Below are 25,730 nucleotides of genomic sequence, written 5' to 3' on the forward strand. Positions count from 1 at the left end.
GTGGCGGTCAGGCGGCGGCCTCGGCGGGCTCGCGTACCGGCAGAGGCGTGACCTGGGACGGCTCGTGGCCGGGCAGCAGGCGGGAGGCGCCGGCGATCAGCAGGCCGAGGACGACCGCGATGCCGAGCGCCGTGTGCAGCGAGGTCGCGTGCGACAGGTAGCCGATCACGACCGGGCCGAGCAGCAGCCCCGCGTACCCCATGGCGCCTGCCTGGGCGATCGCCGGCCCTGGGGCGTCGGTCGCGGTGCCCGCCAGCGACAACGTCAGCGGCGAGATCGTCGCCACGCCGAGGCCTACGAAGAACATCGCCGCCACCGCCACCAGCGCCGCCGGCGCCAGCAGCACGGTGCTGAAGAACCCCGCCGTGGCCAGGCCGGAGACGGTCAGCATGCCGCGCACCCCGAACCTCGCCCGCAGCCGGTCGCCGGTCAGCCGGGCGACCAGCATGCCGACCTCGAACACCGGGTAGCCGAGCGCCGCCACCGCCTCGGGTGCGCCGAGCTCGTCGCGCAGGTAGAGGCCGTTCCAGTCGGCGACCGTGCCCTCCACCATGAAGGCGAAGAACATGATCGCGCCGAGCAGGTAGACGATCGGCGGCATGCGCCGCCGTCCGCCCGTGTCCGTCGCGGAGGCGGGGGACTCCGGCAGGTACGTACGCCCGAGCAACGCCATGACCGGGAGCGACACCAGCCCGACCAGCGCCACGTTCGCGGTGAACGGCAGGCCCGCGGCGATCGCCAGGCTGCCGAGCGCGCCCGCCGAGATGGCGCCCACGCACCAGCCGGCGTGCATGCCGTTCATCAGGGGACGTCCGTACGCCTGCTCGACGGCGGAGCCCTGGGCGTTCATGGCGACGTCGACCATGCCGAAGGCCATGCCGAAGAACGCCACGGCCACCAGCAGCAGCGGCAGGTTCGGGGCGAAGGCCACACCGATGAGGCCGAGCGCCGTCAGGGGACCGCCCGCCCGCAGGACCGCGCGGCTGCCCACGCGGGCCATGACGCGGCGCATGGATTGCATGGTGACCAGGGCGCCCAGGCCCCACACCAGCAGGATGGTGCCGACGGTGGCCTCGGTCAGGCCGAGTTTGTCGGTCAGGGCAGGGATGCGCACGGTCATCGTGCCCACCATCAGGCCGGCTAGGACGAAGGTGAGGACCGCCCCGTAACGGGCACTCCTCAGCTCGCTGGTCATCAGACACCTCACTAGAGTCGTACTTCTTCGTGCTTTTTTGTGACAAAACAGGCATGCCTGGCATGCCGCACGCCGCACCCCGGGGCGCGGCGTGTACCCGCGGTCGGACGACCGCGGTGTTCAGGCGGGTGAGTGGCGCGTGAGGGCGCCGAGGAAATCAGGCCGAGGGACGGAGCAGGGCTTTCAGGCGGACGGGCGGAGCAGGGCTTTCAGTCGGAGCTCCAGGGACTGGAGGTCCGCCTCGGTGTTGAGCTCCGGGTCGTGGCTCGCCACGTCCCACAGGCCCTCGCAGGCCAGCCGTACGATCTGGGCGGCCACCGGGTCGGGCTCCTCCGCCAGGCCCTCGCGGTGCCAGCGGGTCATCGCGTCGCGCAGCGGCGCGAGCAGGTCGATGCTGCCCGAGGCGCTGGTCACGACGGCCCATCGGCGCTGCCGGCCGGACCTCACGGAGGCCAGCGTGGCGTCAAGATAGCGCTCGGTGTAGGTCTCACCGGGCTGGGCGGCCGTCAGCTCGTCGAAGTCGTCGATCAACCGCTCCACCATGCCCTTGATCAGGGCTTCCTTGGAGCCGTAGTGGTAGAGCAGGCCACCCTTGCTCACGCCGGCGCGGTCGGCCACCGCGGACAGGGTCAGCGCGGCCGAGCCCTGGTCGCAGAGGATCTGCTCCGCCGCGTCCAAAAGCTCGTCCCTTCGCATGCCCTGTACTGTACCGTCCGGACGGTACAGTCGCAAACGGGATACGCTGGACGGGTGACCAGACCGTCGGCCTATCTTGATCATGCGGCTACCACACCCATGCTGCCCGAGGCGATCGAGGCCATGACGGAGCAACTCAAACGCCCCGGAAATGCTTCCTCGCTGCACGCCACGGGCCGTCAGGCGCGCCGGGTCGTCGAGGAGTCCCGCGAGACCATCGCCGACGCGCTCGGCGCCCGGCCCAGCGAGGTCGTCTTCACCTCGGGCGGCACCGAAGCCGACAACCTGGCGATCAAGGGCCTCTACTGGGCGCGCCGGCCGCGGCGGCGCGTGCTGATCAGCTCCGTCGAGCACCACGCCGTGCTCGACCCCGCCCACTGGCTGGGCGACAGCCAGGGCGCCCAGGTGGAGCTGCTGGAGGTCGACGAGCACGGCCGCGTCCACCCCGACACGCTGCGCAACGCCATCGAGCGCGACCCCGACGACGTGGCCCTGGTCAGCGTCATGTGGGCCAACAACGAGGTCGGCACGGTCCAGCCCGTCCAAGTGCTGGCCGCGATCGCCCACGACCACGGCATCCCGTTCCACACCGACGCGGTGCAGGCGGTGGGGCAGCTGCCCGTGTCGTTCGCCGGGTCGGGGGCCGACGCGCTCACCCTCACCGGCCACAAGCTCGGCGGCCCGATGGGCGCCGGCGCGCTGCTGCTGGCCAGGGGCATGACGCCGGTCTCCGTGCTGCACGGCGGCGGTCAGGAGCGCGACGTGCGCTCCGGCACGCTCGACGCCCCCGCCATCGCGGGGCTCGCCGCCGCCGTCACCGCCGCCGTCCGCGACCAGGAGGCCGTCGCCCGCCGCCTGGCCGCGCTGCGCGACGACCTCATCAAGCGGGTACGCGACGCCGTGCCCGACGTCGTGCTCAACGGAGACCCCGCCGGGCGCCTGCCCGGCAACGCCCACTTCTCCTTCCCCGGCTGCGAGGGCGACGCGCTGCTCATGCTGCTCGACGCCAAGGGCGTGGAGTGCTCGACGGGCTCTGCCTGCTCGGCGGGGGTGTCGCAGCCGTCCCACGTGCTGCTGGCCATGGGCGCCGACGCGGCGGCGGCCCGAGGCTCTTTGCGGTTCTCGCTGGGCCACACCTCGACGGGCGCCGACGTCGACCGCCTCATCGAAGTCCTCCCCACCGCCGTCGAACGCGCCCGCCGCGCGGGGCTGAGCTGACCGGCCGCCGCTGGTGTTGATGGCCTCACTTCGTGAGGCGGCTCGGTCGCCTCGAATGCCGCCGCCTTCCCCCGCTCCGGTCGCTGCGCTCCCTCCGCTCCTCCAGGCGACGGCAGCTCCCTCGCCGGGCAGGCGACGGCAGCTTCCTCGCCGGGCAGGCGACGGCAGCTTCCTCGCGGGCGGGTGAGGGCAGCTTCCTCGTGGGCGGGAGGGCGGCTTCCTCGGTTAGCTGAGGAAGGGGGCGACTGCGGTCCAGGCCGGGTCGAGGGCGACCTCGACGCGGGCCCTGCCCTCGGGCCAGGCGGTGAACAGGCTTTTGACGTGGGAGGCCGCGTCGCCCGTGGAGTCGGCGTACACGTGGAAGAGGCGCCGGCTCTCCGTGCTCAGGTGCACCGCCAGGACGGCGTCGTCGCGTGGGTCGAGGAGGGCCGACAGGCGCTCCTCGACGTCGCGCAGCGCCTCGAGTGAGGCGCCCGCGGGCAGGCCGTCGCCGTCGCGGTGCTTGTAGGGGACGGTGACGGCGATGTGCTGGTCGAGCAGCGGGCGGTCGACCGGCCGCAGCGGGTGACGGGCCTGCGCCACCAGCGCCGCCCCGCGACCGGAACGGCCCTCCAGCCGCAGCCACTCCTCGCCGGAGTAGCCCGAGGCGACGTCGGCGACCACGACCGGCAGGTGGACGGCGGCCACGGCGTCGATCGGCTCGAACGTCGCGGGCGCGATCTCACCCACCCACCTGGCCACGTCGTCCTCGCCCAGCAGGTGGTCCAGGGCCAGCAGGGTGGCCTCCATGCGGGTGTCGGCGTCGAGCTCGCCGAACATCGGGTGGTACGCCGTCACGTCGACCCGAGGCTGGTTGGGCGGCACCCGCAGACCCAGCGCGAACTTGCCGAGCGCCAGCTCGTAACCGCCCGCCTCGATCGTGAGCTCGCTCGCCCGCGGGTTGGCCCGCCGCGACGGATGGAACTCCCACAGCAGGTCGGACGGCGGCGCCGCCTTGGCCCAGCGGTGGGCCGGCGGCCGCAGCTCGGCGTCGCCCGCAGCGGTCACCACCAGGGCGTGGGCGGCCTCGCCGCCGGGCGCCACCTCCCACACCAGGCCGGGGTGGATCGCCGCCACCGCGGGCCCGAGCAGCTCGTCGAGGCCGCTCCTGTCGCCGGCCGCCACCAGCGCGTCGAGCCGCGGTCTGGTCTCCTGCCACCACGCCCAGAACCCCGCGATGGCCTCCTGGGAGCGCCCCGCCCCCTCGTCTGCGTCCTTGCGCCCGAACAGTCGCATGGACGCATACTTCCAGACCCCCGCCATGGTCGCGCACTCCCGGGCGGCCAGTACGCTGGAAGCGTCATGGGACTGCGTGTGCTTGCCGCCATGTCGGGCGGCGTCGATTCCGCCGTGGCCGCCGCTCGGATCGCCGAGGCCGGTCACGACGTCACTGGTGTCCACCTCGCCCTGTCCGCCAACCCCCAATCCCACCGCACGGGAGCCAGGGGCTGCTGCACGATCGAAGACTCCCGTGACGCCCGCCGTGCCGCCGACGTGATCGGCATCCCGTTCTACATCTGGGACATGGCGGAGCGCTTCCAGCGCGACGTGGTCGAGGACTTCGTGGCCGAGTACGCCGCGGGCCGCACGCCCAACCCGTGCCTGCGCTGCAACGAGAAGATCAAGTTCGCCGCGGTGCTCGACCGGGCGCTCGCCCTGGGCTTCGACGCGGTCGCCACCGGCCACCACGCCCGGCTGGTCGACGGAGTGTTGTCCAGGAGCGTCGACCAGGGCAAGGACCAGTCGTACGTCCTGGGCGTGCTCACCCGCGAGCAGCTGAGCCACGCGATCTTCCCGCTGGGCGACTCCACCAAGGTCGAGGTGCGCGAGGAGGCCGCCAGGCGCGGCCTGACCGTGGCCGACAAGCCTGACAGCCACGACATCTGCTTCATCGCCGACGGCGACACCCGCGGCTTCCTGTCCAAGCGCCTCGGCTCGGCCGAGGGGCCCATCGTCGACCAGGAGGGCGAGGTCGTGGGCAGCCACCAGGGCGCCCACGGGTTCACGGTGGGGCAGCGCAAGGGTCTGCGCATCGACCGGCCCGCGGCCGACGGCAGGCCGCGCTACGTGCTGTCGATCGAGCCGGTGTCCAACACGGTGACGGTCGGCCCGCGTTCGGCGCTGGAGGTCACCACGATCACCTGCGGCCGTCCGGTGTGGAACGGGCCGTCGCGGCGCGGCGACCTCACCGTGCAGCTGCGGGCGCACGGCGAGGTCTACCCGTGCCGGTTCCAGGAGAGCGGCGGGGAGCTCACGATCGAGCTCGACCGCCCGGCGACGGGGGTCGCGGCCGGCCAGGCCGCGGTGCTCTACTCCGGCGCCACCGTCATCGGCTCGGCCACCATCGTCTCGGCTAGCTGAGCGTCACCGACTCGCCGACGGGGATGCGGCGGATGTCGCCGCCCAGCCGCTCGCCCTCCGCTTCCAGCCACCTGTCGACCAGGCCCAGGCCGATCTCGTTGTAGAGCCCGTCGTGGGTGGAGAACGCCCGCGCCGGGCGGACGGTCCTGAGGTATTCGACCATCTCCATGAGCTTCAGCCAGGGCGCGCCGGTCGGCACCAGCAGGGTGGGCACCTCCACGCCGGGGACCGTCAGGGCGTCGCCCGGATAGAAGACCTCGTCGTCGAGCAGGAAGCCGACGTTCTGGACGACGTCCAGGTCGGGGTGGTTGCGAGCGTGCCACTCACCGAACACCTTCACCCGGAAACCGGCCGTCTCGAAGCCGTCGCCGTGGCGTACGACCTGGACCTTCCCCGGCACTTCCGTGAGCCCCGCGGCGACGCCCTCGCACGTCCAGATCTCCAGGTCGGGCGAGGCGGCCTTCAGCTTGGCGACGTCGACGTGGTCGGCGTGCTCGTGGGTGATGAGCACCGCGTCGGCGCCGTCGAGCACCGGGGCGTCCGTGAACGTGCCCGGGTCGATGACGAGGACCTTGCCGTCCTTCTCCACGCGGACGCACGCATGATCGAATTTCGTGAGCCTCATTGTTCTGACCCTACGCTGGTGCCATGTCTACGTGGGAAGCCACCGGGGTCGGTTCGCATCCGGGCGAGGATCATCTTGAGGCGATCAGGGTCGTGTTCGGGGAGGTGCCCGGGCTGCCGTACCTCCCCGAGCTCCCCGCCAGGGGCGTCGGGGCCGACATGGTCGGTCGGACGGCGGGGCTGCTCGTCGACCTGGCGGTCGAGGTGCAGCCGTCGGGATGGCGGCTGACCGACCGTCCAGGCCGCGACCACCACAGGGCCGTCGACCATCTGCGGCGCGACCTCGACGGGCTGGAGGAGATCGCGCACGACTACGCGGGGCCGATCAAGCTGCAGGTCTGCGGGCCGTGGACACTGGCCGCCTCGCTGGAGCTCAGGCACGGCGACAAGGCGCTGTCCGACGCCGGGGCCGTACGCGATCTGACGGCCTCGCTGGCGCAGGGGCTCGCCGACCACTGCGCCGAGGTGCGGCGGCGGGTGCCCGGGGTGACGGAGGTCGTGGTGCAGCTCGACGAGCCGGGGCTGCCGGGGGTGCTGGCGGGCACGGTGCCGACGGCGTCCGGGTTCGGGCGGCTCGCGGCCGTGGAGGAGTGGCGGGTGGAGGAGGCGCTGCGGCTGTTCGAGCAGCCCATGGTGCACTGCTGCGCGCCGTCCGTGCCGTTCGACCTGCTGCGCCGTGCGGGGGTGCGCGGTGTGTCGGTGGACGCGTCCCTGCTGCGCCGCCGCGCGGACGACGCGCTCGGGGAGCTCTTCGAGGCGGGGATGGTGCTGTTCCTGGGCGTCGTGCCTGGGCGTGACACCCGGCTGGGCGACGCGGGCGCGGTCGCGAGGCCGGCCGTGGAGCTGTGGCGGCGGCTGGGGTTCGCGCCGGACCGGCTGGCCGAGCAGGTCGTGCTGACCCCCGCGTGCGGGCTGGCGGGGGCCTCGCCGGCGTACGCGAAGGCGGCGCTGACGGCCTGCCGGAAGGCCGCGCGCGTGCTGCGGGAAGATCCGGCCTGGTCACAGGGCGGATGAGGCGTGTTCTTGTCGGTGGTCGGCGGTAGCGTTTGCTGAGGGTGTCGGACGAAGGGAGGCCCCGCGGTGAGTGAGCCAGGCTCCGAGGTCGAAGGCGTGCCGGTCGCCGCGCTCAAGCGGCATGCCGAGCTGAGCGAGCTGGTCGAGGAGGCCCGCTGGCGCTATTACGTGCTCGACCAGCCCACGGTCAGCGACGCCCGGTTCGACGAGTGGTTCCGTGAGCTGCTCGCCCTGGAGGAGGCCCATCCGACGCTCCAGACGCCCGACTCGCCCACCCAGAAGGTGGGCGCCCCCGTGTCGGGCGACTTCGCCAAGGTCGAGCATCTCAACCGGATGGAGAGCCTCGACAACGCCTTCGACGCCGACGACATGGCGGGCTGGCAGGCACGGGTGGAGCGGCTGGCCGAGGGCGACCCCGGCCCCTACCTGTGCGAGCTCAAGATCGACGGGCTGGCCGTGGCGCTGGTCTACCGCGACGGCAAGCTGGAGCGCGGCGCGACCCGCGGCGACGGCCGCCTCGGCGACGACGTGACGGCCAACGTCCGCACGATCAAGGGCGTGCCCCACCGGCTCACGGGCGACGACGTGCCCAGCCTGGTCGAGGTCCGCGGCGAGGTCTACATCCCGGTCGACGACTTCGTCAAGCTCAACGAGCAGCTGGTGGAGCAGGGCAAGGCGCCGTTCGCCAACCCGCGTAACTCCGCGGCCGGCACGCTGCGGCAGAAAGACCCGCGCATCACCGCGCAGCGCCCGCTGCGCATGCTGGTGCACGGCATCGGCATCTGGGAGGGCGCGAGCGAGCCGCGGGCGCAGTCCGACTGCTACGAGCGGCTGCGCGAGTTCGGGCTGCCGGTCAGCGACCTCTACCGGGTGGTGCCGGGCATCAAGGAGGTCAACGAGTTCATCGAGCACTACCGCGCCCACCGGCACGACCCCCCTTACGAGATCGACGGGGTCGTGGTGAAGGTCGACGACTTCCGCACGCAGCGGGAGCTGGGCTCGACCTCGCGGGCGCCCCGGTGGGCGATCGCCTTCAAATACCCGCCGGAAGAGGTCAACACCAAGCTGCTCGACATCCAGGTCGGCGTCGGGCGCACGGGGCGGGTGACGCCGTTCGCGGTGATGGAGCCGGTCGTGGTGTCGGGCTCGACCGTCGAGCGGGCCACGCTGCACAACGCCGCCATCGTCCAGAAGAAGGGCGTGCTCATCGGCGACACCGTGGTGCTGCGCAAGGCGGGCGACGTCATCCCCGAGGTCGTCGGGCCGGTGGCGGCGCTGCGCGACGGGTCCGAGCGGGAGTTCGTCATGCCGACCCACTGCCCGGAGTGCGGCACGGAGCTGGCGTACGAGAAGGAGGGCGACGCCGACCTGCGCTGCCCCAACGCGCGTGGCTGCCCGGCGCAGATCCGCGAGCGCATCTTCTTCGCGGCGAGCCGGCGCGCGCTCAACATCGACGGGCTCGGCTACGTCGCGGCCAGCGCGCTCACCCAGCCGCTGCCGCCGCAGCAGCCGGTGGTGCGCACCGAGGCCGACCTGTTCGACCTGACGCTGGAGCAGATCATGCCGATCAGGTCGGTGGTCCGCGACCCCGACACCGGTCTGCCCAAGATCGATCCGAAGACGGGTGAGGAGAAGGTCGTCTCCCTGTTCCGCAACCTCGACGGCGAGCCCAGCCAGAACGCCCTGGTGCTGATGGACGAGCTGGAGAAGGCCAAGCAGGCCTCGCTCGCCCAGGTGCTGGTGGCCCTGTCGATCCGCCACATCGGCCCGCCCACGGCCCGCGCCCTGGCGGCCGAGATGCGCTCGATCGACGCGATCATGAACGCCTCCGAGGAGGAGCTGGCCGCCGTCGAGGGCATCGGGCCCCGGGTGGCGGCCACGATCCGCGAGTGGTTCGAGGTCGACTGGCACCGCGAGATCGTCGAACGCTGGCGGGCGGCCGGGGTCCGCATGGAGGACGAGCCGGCTCCGGAGAAGGGGCCGCAGACCCTCGAAGGGCTGACGTTCGTGGTGACGGGCACGCTGGAGGGCTACACCCGCGACTCGGCGGCCGAGGCGCTCACGAGCCAGGGCGGCAAGGTGGCCTCCTCGGTGTCGAAGAAGACGTCGTTCCTGATCGCGGGGGAGAACGCCGGGTCGAAATACGACAAGGCGGTAAGCCTCGGGGTGCCGATCCTCGACGGGGAGGGGTTCGAGGTCCTGCTCAAGGAGGGCCCGGAAGCGGCCTCGGAGAAGGTCGTCCCGCCCGAATCCTGACACCCGCCCTCGCGCGCAGCCGGGCGACTCCTCGGCGACCCTCACAGGCGGCCCTCGGCGGTCATTCAGGCCGGCCGCCGCACCGGCGGTTTCGGTTCTTGCGTGGAGAACGCCGACACCTGCGATCGGACCCTGTTCCCGCACTGCAGCACCGTGCAAGACCACCTGTAACACCCGCGGGACGGTGCTCATGCGCGACGGCGGTCGTGACGAGCTCAACGGGCGCGGCCGTCGCCGGCTCCTGGTACTCGCCGTACGACGGCGCCACCTGGACGGCAGGCACAGCACCTGACCGAGCACCTGGCCGACGTCTGGCCGACATCTGGCCGACGTCTGACGCGAACTCGACCGGGTGAGCGTGGCCGAGCAGGTCGTCACCCAGATGCTCGCCGAGCCTGCCCACCGCGCATCCGACGTACACCCTCCAACAGGAACCTGACGGCACCCGCCGCCGTCCCTCTCGCTGGACGTCTACGCCAGTTCGATCTGATACCGGATGAAGCCGCGATTCTCAGCGACTTTGTCGTACAGAAGCCGGGCTGTGCTGTTCGACTCATGCGTGTTCCAGTACACGCGGGAGCAGCCCCTGTCCCGAGCCCAGTCCGCGACGGCCTGGATCAGCGCCCGCCCCACCCCCTTGCCGCGAACGTCCGACGCGGTGAAGAGATCCTGCAGGTAGCAGACGTCGGTGTCGGGTGCGGACGTGTTCCCGTGGGTGAAAAAGTGCGTGATACCGACGAGTCGCCCGTCCAGTCTCGCCCCGAAGGCGTGCAGCCGGGTGTCCGCCTGGAACTCGAGCCACGCCCGCTCGTACATCTCGTCCGGCTCGACCCGCCCGTAGAAGTGGATGTACGCGCGGAACAAGCTTTCCCACGCGTCCCGCTCGCTGGGGAGAAGCGTGCCGATATCGATCATGAGATTCCCCTTGGTGGTACGAGGCGGTCAGGCACAGGACGGCCGCCCTCGGCTGGACGCGACGGGCTGGACCGGTGGGCGGAGCAAGCGGCTGCGACCACAATGTAGAGAGAAGTGAACGGTCGGGACACGGCCACCTATCAGCGATACCCGAAGACCACTTCGGCCGACCGGCATTGGCCGGATTCCACCCTGAAGTCGCGGCAGTTCACGGGGCTGGTGTGATCGTGTCCGGGCATGCTCGGCCTGGTGCAAGCTGCTGATCGTCGTGGGAGGTCATCCGTTACGGGTGGTCGCGTCTTCTTGCCGGTTCATGCACTGGCGGGGACCGCGGAGCATCCACATCGAGGTGATCGAGCTCAACACCAGGTCGCTGTTCAAGGTCACCCGAGCGCTCAACGGACGCGGGCGCCTGCTCGACTACTGCGCCCCCATCGCCAGTCATCGACCACATCGACATCGCGGACCACGTCACCCTAGGACGTGACTCTCCACGCCGGGGTCAGGCGTGGATGCGGGCCATGAGCAGGGCGATGTCGTCCTCGGCGGGCGTGTCGCCCACGATGGAGCCGATCACGGCCGTGCACAGGTGCTCGAGCGTCACCGACTGCGGCGCCTCACGGGCGAGAGCGTCGCCGAGCCTGGCCATGCCCGTGTCGAGGTCGGCTTGCCGCGTCTCGATCAGGCCGTCGGTGTAGAGGGCCAGCAGGGTTCCGGCCGGCAGGTACAGCTCGTGCGACTGGAAGGTGCCCAGCCCCACGCCGATCGGCGTGCCGGCGGACAGCGACGGGAACGTCACGTCGCCGGACGGGGTCACGATCGCGGGCGGTGGATGCCCGGCCGTGGCCATGGTGCAGCGGCCGGTCTGCGGGTCATAGACCACGTACAGGCAGGTGGCGCCCGTGGCCTCGAAGCCGCGGGCGTCCCTCGCGATCAGGTGGTCGAGGTGGGTGAGCAGCTCGTCTGGAGGCAGGTCCAGGTACGCCAGGGTGCGCACGGCGGTGCGCAGTCTGCCCATGGTGGCCGCGGCGTTGATGCCGTGCCCGGTCACGTCGCCGACGACCAGGGCGATGCGGGCGCCGGGCAGGTGGATGGCGTCGTACCAGTCGCCTCCCACCCCCTCGTGCGTGGCGGAGGGCAGGTAACGCGAGGCCACCTCGACGGTGCCGGTGCCGCACAGCTCGTGCGGCAGCAGGTCGCGCTGCAGCGCGAGCGCGGTCAGCCGCTCGCGCGTGTACTGGCGGGCGTTGTCCAGGCTCAGCGCGGCCCGCGTGACCAGCTCCTCGGCCAGCAGCAGGTCGTCCCTGGTGAACGGCGCCGGGTTGGTGGTGCGCCCGAACACCGCGACGCCGAGCACGTCGCCGCGCGCCTGCAGCGGAATGACGATCAGCGAGTGCATGCCGGTGGCGTGGACGGTCCGCGCCCGGTCGGGGTCCAGGTCCAGCCAGGTGCCGGGCGAGGTGTCCAGCACGGGCTCGAAGTGCGGCCTGCGCGAGTGCAGCACCTCCATGAACGGTGATCCCGGCGGCACGAACACGGTTTCCTTGCGCTCCCAGGGCGACTCGGGCGCCCCGTCGTGCACCGAGGCCACGCCGGCCCGCCGGAAAACGGGAATGCCGGCCTCCGTCGTGGCCGACCGCTGCAGCGGCTCTTCGCCGGGCAGCATCGCTTCCGGCAGGTCGACGGTCACGTAGTCGGCGAGGACCGGAATGGCCAGCTCGGCCAGCTCCTGGGCGGTTTTCATGACGTCCAGCGTGCTGCCGAGCCGGACGCTGGCCTTGCGCAGCAGCTTGAGGCGATCCCGCGCCTTGCTGTTGCTGAAATCCAGGGCCACCGAGCGCACGCCCAGCGGCCGGCCGTCCGCGCCCTCCAAAGGAAACAGCGAGATGGACATCGCGCGCTCGTGACTCCGGTGGAACCAGCGGGCCTCGCGGTCGATCACGGGCCGGCCGTCGGCCAGCACCTTGCGCATCGCGTCCTGCACTGCTTCCGTGTCGATCCCCTCGATGACCTCGGTCAGGGAGCGGCCGACCCGGTAGTACGGATAGCCGTCGCTGAGCTGCTCGGCCGCCTCGTTCATCCAGACGCAGCGCAGGTTCCTGTCCCAGATGGCCATGGCAACGGGGAAGCCGCTGATGAGCGACCCCAGCAGGGCGCCGGTGCCGGTGGACAGCTCGGTGGCGGCCGGGATCGCCGACACCAGCCAGGATCCCTGCCGGCTCCCGGCGTCGTCACCGAAAGTGAGCGAAGCAGCCTCGACGCGCACGATGACCACCTCGCCGTCCCGCCGCCGCACCTCCATCAATCCCGTACGGGGCAGATGTCCGCGTTCGCCGTCGCGGTCGTGGCCGTCGAGCGGGAGGAGCGTACCGATGGGGCGGCCGAGCATGTCGGCGGCGGGGTAGCCGGTGAGCTCCTCGGCGGCCTGGGTCCAGCCGATCACCGTGCCGGCGCCATCGACGACGGCGACCGTTGAGGTCGCCCCTCCACGACGCTGCCGGCTGCTTCCATGCCATCACCGATCTCTGGTGGGGACGAGTTCGTTGCCAGAATTTTTCAGGGTAGCTGCGCCTACCTGCAGTTCTTTAAGATTTGACCAAGCTTTGTCGTGATTTATAGGGCTATGTGGCTCGGAAACGCAAGAATTTCCGTCGGTCCCCCAGGGCGGAGATCTGCTCAATCCGAGCGCCGGTCAGACCGGCGCTGATCAGCCCTTGTGTTCGCAGGCCGAAGATTCCTGACGCAACTTCTCGCGGAACTCTTGCGAGGCGCGGTAGGGCTGCTGCGATGGCCTGGCGCGGATCGTCGGCCTCCGCAGTCGCCCGGGACCGCTCCCACAGGCGCAACGGTCCGGGCCACGAGCGCCGTGGCCACTTCCAGAAGGAGAAGTACAGGGCGCCGCGTGTGATGCCGGCACCCTGGGCGACGTCGCCGACGGTCATGACGTCGTAACCCTTTTGCGCCGGCAGACCCTCGGAGGTGTCCAGAATGGCCCGCTGCCGGACACTCTTGCGTTCGGTGGTACGTCGGCTTCGCGCGGGAGGGCGGTCGCGCATCAGAGCTGAGCCCCCTCCGCGAAGTCGGTCGTACGGGAGAGCGCCTCCCATGCGCGGATGTCCTCGTCCACAACCATGCGCGCGGCGGTGATCAGTCGCAGCGCGTCCGAGCCCAGGACGAGATGAGCCGGCGGCCGATCGACCGACGCCATGTGCACGACGGCGTCCCCGGCCTTGGCCGGCTTGCCCGGTTGCTTCCGTTCGCCTTCTGCCGCGCTTCACGAACGGGGGTGAACAGCTCGTCGTAGCCGTCGATGGTCCGCGCGGCGGGTGTCATGGACGGTCCGGCCCAGTCGGTACGAAGGAACCTGGCTCGATCGCCGTCACGTGGATCTCGAACGTGCGACCGCCTTGCCCAGTGCCGCGAGGATGCCGTCCAGGGCGAACTTGCTGCCGCAGTGGGCGGACATGCCAGGTACGGCCATGAGCCCGCCCATGGAGGTGACGGCCATCGGATGTCCGAGGCGGCGCGGGCGCACAGGGGGCAGCGCTGCCTGCGGGGTGGCGACTGTCCCGAAGACGTTGACCTCGAACTGCCGCCGCACCTCGGCCGGCGGGGTTTCCTCGAAAGTGCCCTCCAGGCCGTAACCGGCGTTGCGACATCCAAAGGGCCGACGATCTGCTCCACCCCCGCGGCCACACTTGAGACGGCGTCGTCGCCCGTCACGTCCAGGATGCGGCCGTGGGCGTGCCCGGGTTCGAGGCCCGCAGGTCCTCCGCGGAGCGGACCGGCCGTGTGCCCGGCGGCCATGGTGGCTTGGGTGAAGGCACGCCGTCCCAGCCGGGCGTCAGGGGCAGGGCTGCCGGGCGGCGGTAGCGGCCGGGGGCGCAGGGCGTCGAGGCGGTCTGGAAGGTCGGCTCGATGGGCGGCGTTGCGGCGGGCGACGACCAGGTCGGGGATCTGCTTGATCGTCAGGTCCTGGCGGACTTCTTTCGGGTGCCTGCGCGGCCTCCAGGAGTTCTCGCTTCGACTGCTTCTGACGGCCTTGCCCGTCGGCGCGGCGCCCGAATCGGTGTGATTTATCGCGGCATAGTGTGTACGTGTTGCTACACAGTGTGCTTTTTGGGTATATGTCGGAAAGGAGAAGTGACGGAACGTACGCGCTCGGTTTCGCGAAGTGGGGTGAAGGTCGTACTCTCCCATAGTGACCTGATGGGGGTTCTGTTACCGATGACTGACCCAACCGACACCCGCGACACCGGTCCCCGCGTCGGCACGCCGTTGTGGGCGTACCTCGCCGGGATCACCGTGATCGGCTGCACCGCCCTGGTGGTGGCCATGGTGCGGCTGGACCTGACCGACCTGGTCGGGCTGGCTCGCACGCCGCTGTTCTGGGTGCTCATGGTGCTGGTGATCCTGGGCGAGCTCAGGCCCGTCATGGTGTCCTCGTCGACCGCCGTGGGCGGCACGTACCCGTCCACCATGTTCACCTTCGCGGTGCTGCTGCACTTCGGGCTGCCCGTCGCGGTGCTCATGCAGGCCATCGCCGTCGCCCTGAACGGCGTGGTCACGCGGAAATCATGGCATCGGGTCATGTTCAACATCGCGCAGTCCACCATCGCGCTCACCGCCGCCGCCGTCGTCCTGGGGACGTTCGGGATCCATCCGAGCCCGGCCGTGCCCTGGGTGCCGGACGGCGGCGACCTGCCGGCGATCGCGCTGGCCGGCATCGCCTACTTCGCCACCAGGGCGGCCCTCGTCTGCGGCGCGGTGGCGCTGCACGAGCGGCGCTCGATCGTGCGCGTGCTCAAGGCCACCGTGGGTCCGCAGAGCCTGGTGTACGCCGGGCTGCTCGGCCTGGCGCCCCTGGTCGTCGTGGTGATGAACCACTCGCCGGGGCTCGTGCCGCTGTTCGTCGCGCCGCTGGCCGCCGTCTACTTCACCGCCACGCTGTCCATGCGCCGCGACCACCAGGCCCTGCACGACGAGCTGACCGGCCTGCCCAACCGCAAGATGCTCGTCGTCAGCACCGAAGAGGCGCTGGCCGAGGTGCGCCAGGACGAGCGGGTGGGGTTGTTCCTGCTCGACCTCGACCGGTTCAAAGAGGTCAACGACACGATGGGCCACCCGGTGGGTGACCGGCTGCTGCAGATGGTCGCCCACCGCCTCACCCATTCGGTACGCCCGGGCGACGTCGTGGCGCGGCTCGGCGGCGACGAGTTCGCGGTGCTGCTGCCGTCCATCAGGGACGCCCACGCGGCCAGGGAGGTGGCCGCCCGGCTGCGGGCCGCGCTCACCGAGCCGGTGCGCCTTGAAGGCATGACGTTCGACATGGACGCCTCCGTCGGGATCGCCCTGTATCCCGATCACGCGCCCGACTTCGAGCTGTTGCTGCAGCGGGCCGACGTGGCGATGTACCTGGCCAAGGAGGGGCGTACCGGTGTCGAGCTCTACCAGCCGCACAAGGACCGCAACTCTCCCGAACGCCTCACCCTCCTCGGCGACCTGCGCCGCGCCATCGACAACCATGAGCTGCGCCTGCACTACCAGCCCAAGGTCGTCCTCGCCACCGGCGAAGTGCCGGGCGTCGAGGCGCTGCTGCGCTGGCGCCACCCGGTGCACGGGCCGATCGCGCCGTCCGACTTCGTGCCGCTGGCCGAGCAGTCCTACCTGATGCGGCAGCTCACGGCGTACGTGATCGAGGAGGCGCTGGAGCAGGCCGCCCGCTGGTGGCACAACGGGACGCGGCTGCAGATCTCGATCAACATCTCGGCGCGCGACCTGCTCGGCGCGGCCCTGCCGCAGCGGCTGGAGGCGGGCCTGGCCCGCTACGGGCTGCCGCCGACGGCCATCCAGCTCGAGGTCACCGAACGCATCCTGACCGGCGAGCAGGCCTACACCCAGGAGACGATCAAGGCGCTGGCCACGCTGGGCGTGCCGCTGGCGCTCGACGACTTCGGCACCGGCTACTCGTCGCTGATCCGGCTGCAGCGGCTGGCGGTGTCGGAGGTCAAGATCGACGCCTCGTTCGTCCGCCGGATCGCCGAGTCCCAGGACGACTGCCGCATCGTGCGCTCCATCGTCGACCTGGTCCGCTCGCTCGGGCTGCGGTCGGTGGCCGAGGGCGTGGAGTCCGACGAGGTGGCCGTACAGCTGGCGGAGATGGGCTGCGACGTCGGGCAGGGCTGGCTCTTCGGCGAGCCGATGCCGGCCTCCGACGTCACGGCCTGGCTGCGTGAGCGGCCCGCCGCCGGGCCCGGGGCCGGCTACGGCTATCGGCCCGAGGTCAGCCGTTCCGCCTGATGCTGGAGTTAATGGTTCGGGGCTAATCCGTCAAGGCCCCTAGGATGGCAGTGTCCAAAGACTCCATCCACGAAACGGGTTAACCGACTCATGTCCGCCATAACCCGCGACGAGGTCGCACACCTGGCCCGGTTGTCCAGGCTGGCGCTGACCGACGACGAGCTCGACCACTACGCCACCCAGCTCGATGCCATCATCGAGTCGGTCGCGAAGGTCGCCGAGGTCGCCGCCGAAGATGTGCCGCCTTCGTCGCACGCGCTTCCGCTGACCAACGTCTTCCGTGCCGACGAGGTGCGTCCGTGTCTGACGCCGGAGCAGGCCCTCTCGGGCGCTCCCGCCGTCGAGGACGACCGCTTCCGGGTTCCGCGCATCCTCGGGGAGGAGGCATGAGCCTGATCCGCAAGACGGCCGCCGAGCTGGGCGCGATGATCGCCGGCGGCGAGGTGACGGCGGCCGAGGTGGCCGAGGCGCACCTCGACCGGATGGCCGAGGTCGAGCCCAAGGTCCAGGCGTTCCTGCACGTCGACCGCGAGACGACGCTGGAGCAGGCGCGGGCGATCGACGCCCGGCTCAGGGCCGGCGAGAAGCTCGGGCCGCTGGCCGGGGTGCCGATCGCACACAAAGACATCTTCGCCACGCGCGACATGCCCACGACGGCCGCCTCCAAGATCCTCGAGGGGTGGCGGCCGCCGTACGACGCGACCGTGACCGCGCGGCTGCGCGAGGCGGGCCTGGTCATCCTGGGCAAGACCAACCTCGACGAGTTCGCCATGGGCTCCTCGACGGAGAACTCCGCCTTCGGGCCGACGCACAACCCGTGGGACCTGACGAAGGTGCCGGGCGGCTCGTCGGGCGGCTCCAGCGCCGCCGTGGCCGCCTACGAGGCGCCGCTGTCCACCGGCACCGACACCGGCGGCTCGATCCGGCAGCCCGCCGCGGTGACCGGCATCGTGGGCATGAAGCCGACCTACGGCGGCTCGTCCCGCTACGGGCTGATCGCGTTCGCGAGCTCGCTCGACACGCCTGGGCCGTTCGCGCGCAACGTGCTCGACGCGGCGCTGCTGCACGAGGCGTTCTCCGGCCACGACCCGATGGACTCGACGTCGATCGACGCGGCCGTGCCGTCGGTGGTCGAGGCCGCGAAGAACCCCGACATCGCCGGCTTGCGCATCGGCGTGGTCAAGGAGTTCGGCGGCGAGGGCTACCAGCCGGGCGTGCTCGCCCGCTACCACGAGGCCGTGCAGCTCCTGGAGTCGCTCGGGGCCAAGGTCGTCGAGGTCTCCTGCCCGTCGTTCACGACCGCGCTGCCGGCCTACTACCTCATCGCGCCGTCCGAGGCGTCGTCCAACCTCGCGCGCTTCGACGCCATGCGCTACGGCCTGCGCGTGGGCGACGACGGCACCCGCAGCGCCGAGGAGGTCATGGCGCTGACCCGCGCCGCCGGGTTCGGTCCCGAGGTCAAGCGGCGCATCATGCTCGGCACGTACGCACTGTCGAGCGGCTACTACGACGCCTACTACGGCCAGGCACAGAAGGTGCGCACGGTCATCTCGCGCGAGTTCGAGGCCGCGTTCCAGCAGGTCGACGTGCTGGTGTCGCCGACCACGCCGACCACGGCGTTCTCCATCGGCGAGCGCGCCGACGACCCGATGGCGATGTACCTCGCCGACCTGTGCACCATCCCGTCCAACCTGGCCGGCAACGCGGCCATGTCGGTGCCGTGCGGCCTGGCCGACGAGGACGGCCTGCCGGTCGGCCTGCAGATCATGGCCCCGGTCCTGGCCGACGACCGCTGCTACCGCGTCGGCGCCGCCGTGGAGCAGGCCCTGGAGAGCCGCTGGGGCGGCCCGCTGCTGAAGGAGGCCCCGTCGCTATGACGATGCTCTATGACGAAGCTCTCGACCGGTTCGAGCCGGTGCTCGGGCTGGAGACGCACGTCGAGCTGGGCACCAGGTCGAAGATGTTCTGCGGGTGCAAGACCGCCTTCGGCGCTCCGCCCAACACGCAGGTCTGCCCGACCTGCCTGGCGTTCCCGGGTGCCCTGCCGGTGGCCAACGCCATGGCCATCGAGTCGACCATCCGCATCGGCTTGGCGCTGAACTGCTCGATCGCCGAGTGGTGCCGCTTCGCCCGGAAGAACTACTTCTATCCGGACATGCCGAAGAACTACCAGATCTCGCAGTACGACGAGCCGCTCTGCTTCGACGGCTACATCGACGTCGAAATCAACGGCGAGACTGTGCGGATCGAGATCGAGCGGGTCCACCTGGAGGAGGACACCGGCAAGTCCACCCACGTGGGTGGCGCGACCGGGCGCATCCACGGGGCCGACTACTCGATCGTCGACTACAACCGCGCCGGCATCCCGCTGGTCGAGATCGTCACCAAGCCGATCCCGGGCACCGACCGGCTGGCGCCCGAGGTGGCCAAGGCCTACGTGACCGAGCTGCGCGAGATCATGCGCTCGCTGGGCGTCTCCGACGTGCGCATGGAGGAGGGCTCGCTGCGGTGTGACGTCAACGTCTCGCTGATGCCGCGCGGCTCGTCCGAGTGGGGCACCCGTACGGAGACCAAGAACGTCAACTCCCTGCGCAGCGTCGAGCGGGCGGTGCGCAGCGAGATCGAGCGTCAGGCGGGCGTCCTCGCCGCAGGCGGGAAGATCACCCAGGAGACCCGCCACTTCCACGAGGACAGCGGCACCACGACCTCGGGCCGGTCCAAGGAGGAGGCGCAGGACTACCGCTACTTCCCCGAGCCCGACCTGGTGCCGATCGCGCCCGACCCGGCGTGGGTGGCCGAGCTGAAGGCGGCCCTGCCCGAGCTGCCGTCGGTCAGGCGCAAGCGGCTGCAGGCCGAATGGGGTCTGTCCGACCTCGACATGCAGGCCATGCACAACGCCGACGCCTTCGACCTGGTCGAGGCCACGGTCGCGGCCGGAGCGCCGCCGGCCGACGCGCGTAAGTGGTGGATGGGCGAGCTGGCGCGGCGTGCCAACGAGACCGGCACGTCACTGGCCGAGCTGCCCATCACGCCGGCCCAGATCGCCCGGGTGACCGAGCTGGTGGCCTCGGGCGCGCTCAACGACAAGCTGGCGCGGGAGGTGCTCGAAGGCGTGCTGGCCGGTGAGGGCACGCCCGACGAGGTGGTCGAGAAGCGCGGGCTGCGCATCGTCAACGACGAGGGCGAGCTGTCGGCGATCATCGACCAGGTGCTGGCCGACAACGCCGACGCGGTCGAGAAGGTGCGCTCCGGGAAGATCGCCGCGGCGGGCGCCCTGGTGGGCGGCGTCATGCGAGCCAGCAAGGGCAAGGCCGACGCGGCCCGCGCCCGCCAGCTCATCCTGGACAAGCTCGGCGTCTCGGAGTGACCCCGCCACGCGGCCCTGCCGGTCTCCGGTAGGAACGTGACCCGATACGCGGCCCCGCCGGTCCCGAGGGATCGGCGGGGCCGCGTCATGCGACGGGTCCATGACCATCGGTGGTCCAGGGTGCGGGCCGTGTGCGATCCGTACCGTGCAGCCGGGGCGGTTCCGCAGGAGGTGGCTAGTCCTCCTCACGGGAGGGGAGCGGGACTCGGGTGCGGCGGGCGGCCAGCTTCCTGAACACGGGCGTCAGAAGGGCCAGGGCGGCCAGGGCCAGGAAGACGGCGGCTACCGGGCTGGTCACCAGGACGGTGGGGTCGCCGGCGCCGATGGCGAGGGCGCGGCGGAGCTGGATCTCGGCCATCGGGCCCAGGATCATGCCGATCACCGCCGGCGCGACCGGCAGGCCGAAGCGCCGCATGGCGTAGCCCAGCAGGCCGAGGACGTACAGGACGAACAGGTCCACCACGGTGGCGTTCAGGGCGTAGACGCCGAGGGCGGCGAAGACCACGATCCCGGCGTACAGGTACGGCCGGGGGATCCGCAGGATGCGGGCCCACAGCGGCGCCAGCGGCAGGTTCAGCACCAGCAGCATCGCGTTGCCGATGAACAGTGAGGCGATCATGCCCCACACCAGCGCCGGGTTGTGCTCGAAGAGCTGCGGCCCGGGCTGGAGGCCGTACTGCTGGAAGGCGGCCAGCATGATCGCGGCCGTCGCCGACGTGGGCAGGCCGAGCGTCAGCAGCGGCACCAGGGTGCCGGCCGCGGAGGCGTTGTTGGCCGCCTCCGGCCCGGCGACCCCCTCGATGGCGCCCTTGCCGTACTCCTCGCGGGACACGCCGCGGGCCAGCCGCTTCTCGGCCGCGTACGACAGGAAGGTGGGGATCTCGGCGCCGCCGCCCGGCAGCGCGCCGAACGGGAACCCGAGCGCGGTGCCGCGCAACCACGGCAGCCACGAGCGGCGCCAGTCGGAACGCCCCATCCACGCCCGCCCGACGGGCACGATTTCGGGCGGCACGTGACGCAGCCGGGAGGCGACGTACAGGGCCTCGCCGAGGGCGAACAGGCCGACCGCGACGATCACCACGTCGATGCCGTCGAGCAGCTGCGGGATGCCGAGGGTGAGCCGGGCCTGGCCGGTCTGCTGGTCGATGCCGATCAGCCCGATCACCAGGCCCAGCCCGAGCGAGGCCAGGCCGCGAACGATCGAGCGGGACAGCACCGACGACACGGCCGTGAACGCGAGGATGGCGAGGGCGAAGTAGTCCGCCGGGCCGAACGAGATCGCGAAGCTCACCACCGCCGGGGCCGCCACGACGAGCAACGCCGTGGCGATCGTGCCCGCCACGAACGACCCGATCGCGGCGGTGGCCAGCGCCTGGGCGGCCCGCCCGCGCCGGGCCATCTTGTTGCCCTCCAGCGCGGTGATCATCGAGGAGGACTCGCCAGGCGTGTTGAGCAGGATGGACGTGGTCGAGCCGCCGTACATGCCGCCGTAGTAGATGCCGGCGAACATGATGAACGCGCTGGCCGGCGGCACCGTGAACGTGATGGGCAGCAGCAGCGCCACCGTCATCGCCGGCCCGATGCCGGGCAGCACGCCGACGAGGGTGCCGAGGGTGACGCCGACGAGCGCGTACAGGAGGTTGACGGGGGTGAGCGCGGCGGCGAAGCCGTCGAGCAGCAGCTGGAACGAGGTCACGCTAGATCAGCCCTTCCAGCGGTCCGCCCGGCAGGGACACGCCGAGGCCCCAGACGAACAGCGCGTACGTCGCCACGCCCACGACCACGGCGATCAGCGCGGCACGGCCCTTGTGCGCCGCGCCGAGGGCCACCGACAGGCCGAAGAACAGCAGGGACGCGCCGATGATCCAGCCGAGCACGTTCAGCAGCGCGGCGAACGCCAGGAAGATGCCGCTGACCAGGCCGACGCTGCGCCAGTCGGTGGGCGCGTCCACGTCGACGTCCTCGCTCTCCTCCGGGTCGGCGCGGCCGCCGCGCAGCACGTCGGCCACGTAGAAGACGCCGATGACCACCATCGCGCCGCCCACCAGCATGGGGAAGAAGCGCGGCCCGAGCCCGAGCTGGGAGGCCGCGGCCGAGACGTCGAGCGTCCCGGCCACGACCAGCACGCCCAGCACCAGCACCACGACCGCCAGCCCGAGCTCGGGCCGCCACCAGCGAGTCATCAGGAGACGAGCCCCATCTCGGCGATGATGGCCTTCACGCGCGTCTGCTCGGCGTTCAGGTAGTCGGCGAACTGCTGGCCGGTCTGGAACGAGTCGATCCAGCCGTTCTTGGCCACGGCGTCCTTCCAGGGCTGCGCGTCGTGCATCTTGGTGACCAGGTCGGTCAGCGCCTTCTTGTCGGCCTCGGACAGCCCGGCGGGGGCGACGAAGCCGCGCCAGTTGGACAGCTCCACGTCGAGGCCGCCCTCCTTCAGCGTGGGGGCGTCCAGGTCGGGCAGCCGCTCACCGGACGTGACGCCCAGCGCCCGCAGCTTGCCGGACTTCACGTGCTCGGCGAACTCGCCGACGCCCGAGATGCCGGCGCTGACCTTGTTGCCGAGCAGCTCGTTCAGCGCCTCGCCGCCGCCGGAGTGGGCGATGTAGTTGACCTGCTTGGGGTCGATGCCCGCGGCCTTGGCCATCAGCCCGGCCACGATGTGGTCGGTGCCGCCCGCCGAGCCGCCCGAGATCGACACCTTCGCCGGGTCGGCCTTCCACGCCGCCACCATGTCGGCCAGCGTCTTGAACGGCGACTCCGCCGGGACCACGACGATCTCGTACTCCTCGGTCAGCTTCGCGATGGGCGTGGTCTCCGCGAGCGTGACCTTGGACTTGTTCTGCTCGATGGCGCCCACCATGACCAGGCCCATGGTCATCAGCAGGTTGCCGTTGCCCTTCTCGCCGGCGAGCTGGGCCAGGCCGATCGTGCCGCCGGCGCCCGGCACGTTGTACACCTCGACCTTGCGCTGGGGATCGGCGGCCTTGAACGCCTGCTCGGCCACACGGGACGTCTGGTCCCAGCCGCCGCCGGGCGCGGCCGGCGCCATGACGCGCAAAGTGGCGTCGGCGGACGTGCCGCCGCCCTGCGCGCCGCATGCCGTCAGCGCGCCGAGGGAGAGTGCCGCGACAGCGGCGAGTACGCGCAAGCGCATGATCACTCCATGGGGGGTTATTTCACGGTGTCAGAACTGGGATGGTGAAACGCCCTTCCGTCCGCGTCGAGCTTTTGCACGGTTCCCGTCATAGTGGTCGTATTGGTCGCGACCTGGCCGTGACCTCGGTTTGTTTCCATGTGCAAGGTGAGACGGGTCCGCGACGCCTCCCTCGGGACACAGCTGTTCGCGCTCCAGATGGTGATCGTGCTGCTGGCCGTCGGCGGCACGGCGGGAGTGTGGGCGGAGCACACGCGCGACCAGCTCGACTCCCTGCACCAGCAGCGCGCCCTGGCGATCGCGCAGTCGGTGGCCGCGCTCCCGCAGGTGCGCGAGGCGTTCGCGCTGGCGCAGCCGGAGACCGTGCTGCAGCCGCTGGCCATGAGCGTCCAGCAGGAGACCGGCGCCGACTACGTGGTGATCGCCAACGCCGAGCAGAGACGCTACGCGCATCCCAACGCCTCGCTGATCGGCAAGCGACTGTCCACCGACGGCAGCCCGGTCCTGCGTACGGGCAGGAGCTGGGTCGGCACCGAGACCGGCACGATCGGCACCACGGTCAGGGGCAAGGCGCCCATCCGCGACGAGTACGGCACCGTCATCGGGCTCGTCTCGGTCGGCGTGCTGGAGACCACGGTGACCAGCGAGCTGGCCCACGCGCTGCCGCCGCTGATCTGGACCGCGCTGGCGGTGCTGCTGGCCGGGCTGGCCCTGGCCGCCCTCATCACCGCGCGGGTGCGCAGGCAGACGTTCGGGCTGGAGCCGCGGGAGATCGCTGCGCTGCTGGAGCAGCGCGAGGGCGTGCTGCACGGCGTCAAGGAGGGCGTGCTCGCGCTCGACCTGGCCGGGCGGGTGACGCTGGTCAACGACGCGGCGCGCGAGCTGCTCGGCGACGTCCCCATCGACGCGGGGGAGGACCTCACGCGGTTGCCGGTCTCCGACCGGATGCGCGACGTGCTCGGCGGCGACGACCCCGGCGAGGACCGCATCGTGCTGCACGGCGAGCGCGTGCTGGTGCTCAACCGCACCCCGGTGTCGGTACGCGGCCGGCACCGCGGCTGGGTCGTCACCCTGCGCGACCGCACCGAGCTGATCCGCCTGGCCCGCGAGCTGGACGACACCAGCAGCGCGACGGAGGCGCTGCGGGCGCAGGCGCACGAGTTCGCCAACCGGATGCACACGGTCGTCGGGCTGCTGGAGCTGGGCGAGCACGAGGCGGTCGTCAGCTTCATCACCCGCACCACGCGCGGAACGTACGCCGCCGACCTGCGCGAACGCATCCAGGAGCCGACCCTCGCCGCGCTGCTGCTGGCCAAGTCCGCCGAGGCGGCCGAACGCGGGGCCCGGCTCGTGCTCTCGGACGACTCCCGCGTGCCCGAAGGCACCCTCGGCGACCCGCAGGACGCCGTCCTGGTGGTCGGCAACCTGGTCGCCAACGCCATCGACGCGCTCGACGGCGCCGAGGGCACGATCGGGGTGTCGGTACGGGCCGACGCCGACGGGCTGCACGTACGGGTCGGTGACTCGGGCCCCGGCATCGCCCCTGATCTGGTGGAGGAGGTCTTCAGGGAGGGCTTCACCACCAAGGCCGCCCACTCGGGGCCGCGCGGCCTCGGCCTGGCCCTGACCCGGCAGGCGTGCCTGCGCCGGGGCGGCTGGGTCCGCGTCCGCAACAACGGCGGCGCGGTCTTCACCGCCCTCCTGCCCGCGAAGGCGGGCGAGGCGGCGCCGTGGGCGGATGGAGGAGCGGAGCGAGCGGCGCGACCGCGGCGGTCACCGGGGACGACGGCTCCGGAGCGGGCGAGCCCGCCGAGCGGAGCGAGGCCATGAGCGGGATCAGGAGCGACCTGCGCGTCCTGGTGGTCGACGACGACTTCATGGTGGCGCGGATCCACAGTGGGTACGTGGCGCGCGTGCCGGGGTTCAGCGTGGTCGCGGTGGCGCACAACGGGGCGGACGCGCTGGCCGCGGTGGCCGAGCTGCGGCCCGATCTCGTGCTGCTCGACATCTACCTGCCCGACATGTCGGGCCTGGAGGTGCTCAAGCAGCTCCACGACGTGGACGTCCTCATGGTCAGCGCCGCCCGCGACGTGCCCACCGTCAGGGAGGCCATGCGCGGCGGCGCGGTCAACTACCTGATCAAGCCGTTCACCGCCGACGCGCTGTCCGAACGCCTCCGGCAGTACGCCGACACCCGCAGCCGGCTGACCGCCATCGGCGCCGAGGCCCGCCAGGACGACGTGGACCGGCTCTTCGGCACGCTCAAGACAGCCGCGCCCATGCCGAAGGGGCTGTCCGCGGCGACCTGCGCGCTGGTCGCGGACACGCTGCGGGATGCGGGCCGCGACCTGTCGGCCGCCGAGGCCGCCGAGCTCGCCGGCCTCTCACGGGTGAGCGCCCGCCGCTATCTCGAACACCTCTGCGCGGCGGGGCGGGCCGAGCTGCGGCCGCGGTACGGCACCGCCGGGCGGCCGGAGCACCGTTACCGGTGGCTGGGTTGACACAGTCTCGTAGCCATTTCCCGTGACATATGCCGATCCTCGTGCCTTACTGTTGCCTGAGACTTGGCTGCGGACCGGGAGGAGATTGAG

At 71.4% G+C, this 25,730-nt stretch carries 22 protein-coding genes and 1 pseudogene; 10 read left to right on the forward strand and 13 right to left on the reverse strand.

Features of this window, described 5'->3' with window-relative positions; translation table 11 throughout:
* Positions 1 to 7 precede the first annotated feature (7 nt).
* On the reverse strand, positions 8 to 1,195 hold the full coding sequence (locus tag ACIBP6_RS00825; RefSeq protein WP_132615782.1) for an MFS transporter: 1,188 nt from the start codon (positions 1,193 to 1,195) through the stop codon (positions 8 to 10).
* A gap of 183 nt (positions 1,196 to 1,378) precedes the next feature.
* Positions 1,379 to 1,891 (reverse strand): TetR/AcrR family transcriptional regulator, encoded by a 513-nt coding sequence (locus tag ACIBP6_RS00830; RefSeq protein WP_397047457.1) that lies wholly within the window; start codon positions 1,889 to 1,891, stop codon positions 1,379 to 1,381.
* 54 nt (positions 1,892 to 1,945) lie between these two features.
* Between ACIBP6_RS00830 and ACIBP6_RS00835 the strand changes: the two genes are divergently transcribed.
* Positions 1,946 to 3,109 carry a cysteine desulfurase family protein gene (locus ACIBP6_RS00835; RefSeq protein ID WP_397047459.1) on the forward strand — a complete coding sequence of 388 codons (1,164 nt, stop codon included), beginning with the start codon at positions 1,946 to 1,948 and terminating at the stop codon, positions 3,107 to 3,109.
* A gap of 225 nt (positions 3,110 to 3,334) precedes the next feature.
* Here the strand turns inward: ACIBP6_RS00835 and ACIBP6_RS00840 are convergent, their stop codons facing one another.
* A complete protein-coding gene (locus ACIBP6_RS00840; RefSeq protein ID WP_397047461.1) occupies positions 3,335 to 4,384 on the reverse strand; it encodes a DUF695 domain-containing protein in 1,050 nt (349 codons plus the stop codon).
* A gap of 66 nt (positions 4,385 to 4,450) precedes the next feature.
* Here ACIBP6_RS00840 and mnmA point away from each other — a divergent pair, with 66 nt between their 5' ends.
* Positions 4,451 to 5,509, forward strand: a complete 1,059-nt coding sequence (gene mnmA, locus ACIBP6_RS00845; RefSeq protein ID WP_397047462.1) for a tRNA 2-thiouridine(34) synthase MnmA — start codon at positions 4,451 to 4,453, stop codon at positions 5,507 to 5,509.
* Here mnmA and ACIBP6_RS00850 read toward each other — a convergent pair.
* Positions 5,502 to 6,134 carry an MBL fold metallo-hydrolase gene (locus ACIBP6_RS00850; protein WP_397047464.1) on the reverse strand — a complete coding sequence of 211 codons (633 nt, stop codon included), beginning with the start codon at positions 6,132 to 6,134 and terminating at the stop codon, positions 5,502 to 5,504. The genes mnmA and ACIBP6_RS00850 overlap by 8 nt on opposite strands.
* Positions 6,135 to 6,157: 23 nt before the next feature.
* On the opposite strand from ACIBP6_RS00850, the gene ACIBP6_RS00855 reads away from it, so the two are divergent.
* The gene (locus ACIBP6_RS00855; protein WP_397047466.1) at positions 6,158 to 7,147 is read left to right on the forward strand and encodes a methionine synthase; all 990 of its coding nucleotides are present in this window, start codon (positions 6,158 to 6,160) and stop codon (positions 7,145 to 7,147) included.
* 66 nt (positions 7,148 to 7,213) lie between these two features.
* Complete coding sequence (ligA, locus tag ACIBP6_RS00860; RefSeq protein ID WP_397047468.1) at positions 7,214 to 9,403, forward strand: NAD-dependent DNA ligase LigA; 2,190 nt, start codon at positions 7,214 to 7,216, stop codon at positions 9,401 to 9,403.
* Between the two features lie 471 nt (positions 9,404 to 9,874).
* Here ligA and ACIBP6_RS00865 read toward each other — a convergent pair whose 3' ends face one another.
* The 6 genes and pseudogenes from ACIBP6_RS00865 to ACIBP6_RS00890 all read right to left on the reverse strand — a co-directional run bounded on the left by ACIBP6_RS00865 (position 9,875) and on the right by ACIBP6_RS00890 (position 13,919).
* Positions 9,875 to 10,318, reverse strand: a complete 444-nt coding sequence (locus ACIBP6_RS00865) for a GNAT family N-acetyltransferase (RefSeq protein WP_397047470.1) — start codon at positions 10,316 to 10,318, stop codon at positions 9,875 to 9,877.
* Positions 10,319 to 10,820: 502 nt separating this feature from the next.
* Positions 10,821 to 12,062, reverse strand: a complete 1,242-nt coding sequence (locus ACIBP6_RS00870) for a PP2C family protein-serine/threonine phosphatase (protein WP_397049252.1) — start codon at positions 12,060 to 12,062, stop codon at positions 10,821 to 10,823.
* Positions 12,063 to 12,137: 75 nt separating this feature from the next.
* Positions 12,138 to 12,788 (reverse strand): annotated as a pseudogene (locus ACIBP6_RS00875) (PAS domain-containing protein); the annotation flags it as partial.
* 151 nt (positions 12,789 to 12,939) lie between these two features.
* Positions 12,940 to 13,425 (reverse strand): TetR family transcriptional regulator, encoded by a 486-nt coding sequence (locus ACIBP6_RS00880; protein WP_397047472.1) that lies wholly within the window; start codon positions 13,423 to 13,425, stop codon positions 12,940 to 12,942.
* The gene (locus tag ACIBP6_RS00885; protein ID WP_397047474.1) at positions 13,374 to 13,526 is read right to left on the reverse strand and encodes a hypothetical protein; all 153 of its coding nucleotides are present in this window, start codon (positions 13,524 to 13,526) and stop codon (positions 13,374 to 13,376) included. Before ACIBP6_RS00885 ends, ACIBP6_RS00880 begins: the two co-directional genes overlap by 52 nt.
* Positions 13,527 to 13,697: 171 nt before the next feature.
* Positions 13,698 to 13,919: an SDR family NAD(P)-dependent oxidoreductase gene (locus ACIBP6_RS00890; RefSeq protein ID WP_397047476.1), complete on the reverse strand. Its 222-nt coding sequence runs from the start codon at positions 13,917 to 13,919 to the stop codon at positions 13,698 to 13,700.
* A 626-nt stretch (positions 13,920 to 14,545) separates the two neighbouring features.
* Here ACIBP6_RS00890 and ACIBP6_RS00895 point away from each other — a divergent pair.
* The 4 genes from ACIBP6_RS00895 (at position 14,546) to gatB (ending at position 19,985) form a co-directional block, all read left to right on the forward strand.
* Entirely contained in the window at positions 14,546 to 16,618 is a 2,073-nt protein-coding gene (locus ACIBP6_RS00895; RefSeq protein ID WP_397047478.1) for a putative bifunctional diguanylate cyclase/phosphodiesterase, read from the forward strand.
* 90 nt (positions 16,619 to 16,708) lie between these two features.
* Complete coding sequence (gatC, locus tag ACIBP6_RS00900) at positions 16,709 to 17,008, forward strand: Asp-tRNA(Asn)/Glu-tRNA(Gln) amidotransferase subunit GatC (RefSeq protein ID WP_132622229.1); 300 nt, start codon at positions 16,709 to 16,711, stop codon at positions 17,006 to 17,008.
* Entirely contained in the window at positions 17,005 to 18,495 is a 1,491-nt protein-coding gene (gene gatA, locus ACIBP6_RS00905; RefSeq protein ID WP_397047481.1) for an Asp-tRNA(Asn)/Glu-tRNA(Gln) amidotransferase subunit GatA, read from the forward strand. The genes gatC and gatA overlap by 4 nt, the downstream gene beginning before the upstream one ends.
* Before the next feature lie 2 nt (positions 18,496 to 18,497).
* Positions 18,498 to 19,985: an Asp-tRNA(Asn)/Glu-tRNA(Gln) amidotransferase subunit GatB gene (gatB, locus tag ACIBP6_RS00910; RefSeq protein ID WP_397049254.1), complete on the forward strand. Its 1,488-nt coding sequence runs from the start codon at positions 18,498 to 18,500 to the stop codon at positions 19,983 to 19,985.
* Between the two features lie 175 nt (positions 19,986 to 20,160).
* Here gatB and ACIBP6_RS00915 read toward each other — a convergent pair whose 3' ends face one another.
* The 3 genes from ACIBP6_RS00915 to ACIBP6_RS00925 are packed head-to-tail and all read right to left on the reverse strand — an operon-like array spanning position 20,161 to position 23,139.
* Positions 20,161 to 21,681 (reverse strand): tripartite tricarboxylate transporter permease, encoded by a 1,521-nt coding sequence (locus ACIBP6_RS00915; RefSeq protein WP_397047483.1) that lies wholly within the window; start codon positions 21,679 to 21,681, stop codon positions 20,161 to 20,163.
* Between the two features lies 1 nt (position 21,682).
* Positions 21,683 to 22,168, reverse strand: coding sequence for a tripartite tricarboxylate transporter TctB family protein (locus tag ACIBP6_RS00920; protein ID WP_397047485.1), 486 nt, complete (start codon positions 22,166 to 22,168; stop codon positions 21,683 to 21,685).
* The gene (locus ACIBP6_RS00925) at positions 22,168 to 23,139 is read right to left on the reverse strand and encodes a Bug family tripartite tricarboxylate transporter substrate binding protein (RefSeq protein WP_397047487.1); all 972 of its coding nucleotides are present in this window, start codon (positions 23,137 to 23,139) and stop codon (positions 22,168 to 22,170) included. The genes ACIBP6_RS00920 and ACIBP6_RS00925 overlap by 1 nt, the downstream gene beginning before the upstream one ends.
* 138 nt (positions 23,140 to 23,277) lie before the next feature.
* Between ACIBP6_RS00925 and ACIBP6_RS00930 the strand changes: the two genes are divergently transcribed.
* Together ACIBP6_RS00930 and ACIBP6_RS00935 are read left to right on the forward strand one after the other, a co-directional pair.
* The gene (locus ACIBP6_RS00930; protein WP_397047489.1) at positions 23,278 to 24,969 is read left to right on the forward strand and encodes an ATP-binding protein; all 1,692 of its coding nucleotides are present in this window, start codon (positions 23,278 to 23,280) and stop codon (positions 24,967 to 24,969) included.
* On the forward strand, positions 24,966 to 25,640 hold the full coding sequence (locus ACIBP6_RS00935) for a response regulator (RefSeq protein WP_397047491.1): 675 nt from the start codon (positions 24,966 to 24,968) through the stop codon (positions 25,638 to 25,640). The genes ACIBP6_RS00930 and ACIBP6_RS00935 overlap by 4 nt, the downstream gene beginning before the upstream one ends.
* Positions 25,641 to 25,730: the final 90 nt, after the last annotated feature.

This window comes from Nonomuraea terrae, from assembly GCF_044465245.1.
GTDB lineage: Bacteria > Actinomycetota > Actinomycetes > Streptosporangiales > Streptosporangiaceae > Nonomuraea > Nonomuraea terrae.

Bases quoted from the DNA above. Each gene is read 5' to 3' on its own strand.
- ACIBP6_RS00825 (WP_132615782.1), bottom strand. From the start codon at position 1,195: ATGACCAGCGAGCTGAGGAGTGCCCGTTACGGGGCGGTCCTCACCTTC.
- ACIBP6_RS00830 (WP_397047457.1), bottom strand. From the start codon at position 1,891: ATGCGAAGGGACGAGCTTTTGGACGCGGCGGAGCAGATCCTCTGCGAC.
- ACIBP6_RS00840 (WP_397047461.1), bottom strand. From the start codon at position 4,384: ATGCGACTGTTCGGGCGCAAGGACGCAGACGAGGGGGCGGGGCGCTCC.
- mnmA (WP_397047462.1), top strand. From the start codon at position 4,451: ATGGGACTGCGTGTGCTTGCCGCCATGTCGGGCGGCGTCGATTCCGCC.
- ACIBP6_RS00850 (WP_397047464.1), bottom strand. From the start codon at position 6,134: ATGAGGCTCACGAAATTCGATCATGCGTGCGTCCGCGTGGAGAAGGAC.
- ACIBP6_RS00855 (WP_397047466.1), top strand. From the start codon at position 6,158: ATGTCTACGTGGGAAGCCACCGGGGTCGGTTCGCATCCGGGCGAGGAT.
- ACIBP6_RS00865 (WP_397047470.1), bottom strand. From the start codon at position 10,318: ATGATCGATATCGGCACGCTTCTCCCCAGCGAGCGGGACGCGTGGGAA.
- ACIBP6_RS00870 (WP_397049252.1), bottom strand. From the start codon at position 12,062: ATGAAAACCGCCCAGGAGCTGGCCGAGCTGGCCATTCCGGTCCTCGCC.
- ACIBP6_RS00880 (WP_397047472.1), bottom strand. From the start codon at position 13,425: ATGGGAGGCGCTCTCCCGTACGACCGACTTCGCGGAGGGGGCTCAGCT.
- ACIBP6_RS00885 (WP_397047474.1), bottom strand. From the start codon at position 13,526: ATGGCGTCGGTCGATCGGCCGCCGGCTCATCTCGTCCTGGGCTCGGAC.
- ACIBP6_RS00895 (WP_397047478.1), top strand. From the start codon at position 14,546: ATGACTGACCCAACCGACACCCGCGACACCGGTCCCCGCGTCGGCACG.
- gatC (WP_132622229.1), top strand. From the start codon at position 16,709: ATGTCCGCCATAACCCGCGACGAGGTCGCACACCTGGCCCGGTTGTCC.
- gatA (WP_397047481.1), top strand. From the start codon at position 17,005: ATGAGCCTGATCCGCAAGACGGCCGCCGAGCTGGGCGCGATGATCGCC.
- gatB (WP_397049254.1), top strand. From the start codon at position 18,498: ATGCTCTATGACGAAGCTCTCGACCGGTTCGAGCCGGTGCTCGGGCTG.
- ACIBP6_RS00920 (WP_397047485.1), bottom strand. From the start codon at position 22,168: ATGACTCGCTGGTGGCGGCCCGAGCTCGGGCTGGCGGTCGTGGTGCTG.
- ACIBP6_RS00925 (WP_397047487.1), bottom strand. From the start codon at position 23,139: ATGCGCTTGCGCGTACTCGCCGCTGTCGCGGCACTCTCCCTCGGCGCG.
- ACIBP6_RS00930 (WP_397047489.1), top strand. From the start codon at position 23,278: ATGTGCAAGGTGAGACGGGTCCGCGACGCCTCCCTCGGGACACAGCTG.
- ACIBP6_RS00935 (WP_397047491.1), top strand. From the start codon at position 24,966: ATGAGCGGGATCAGGAGCGACCTGCGCGTCCTGGTGGTCGACGACGAC.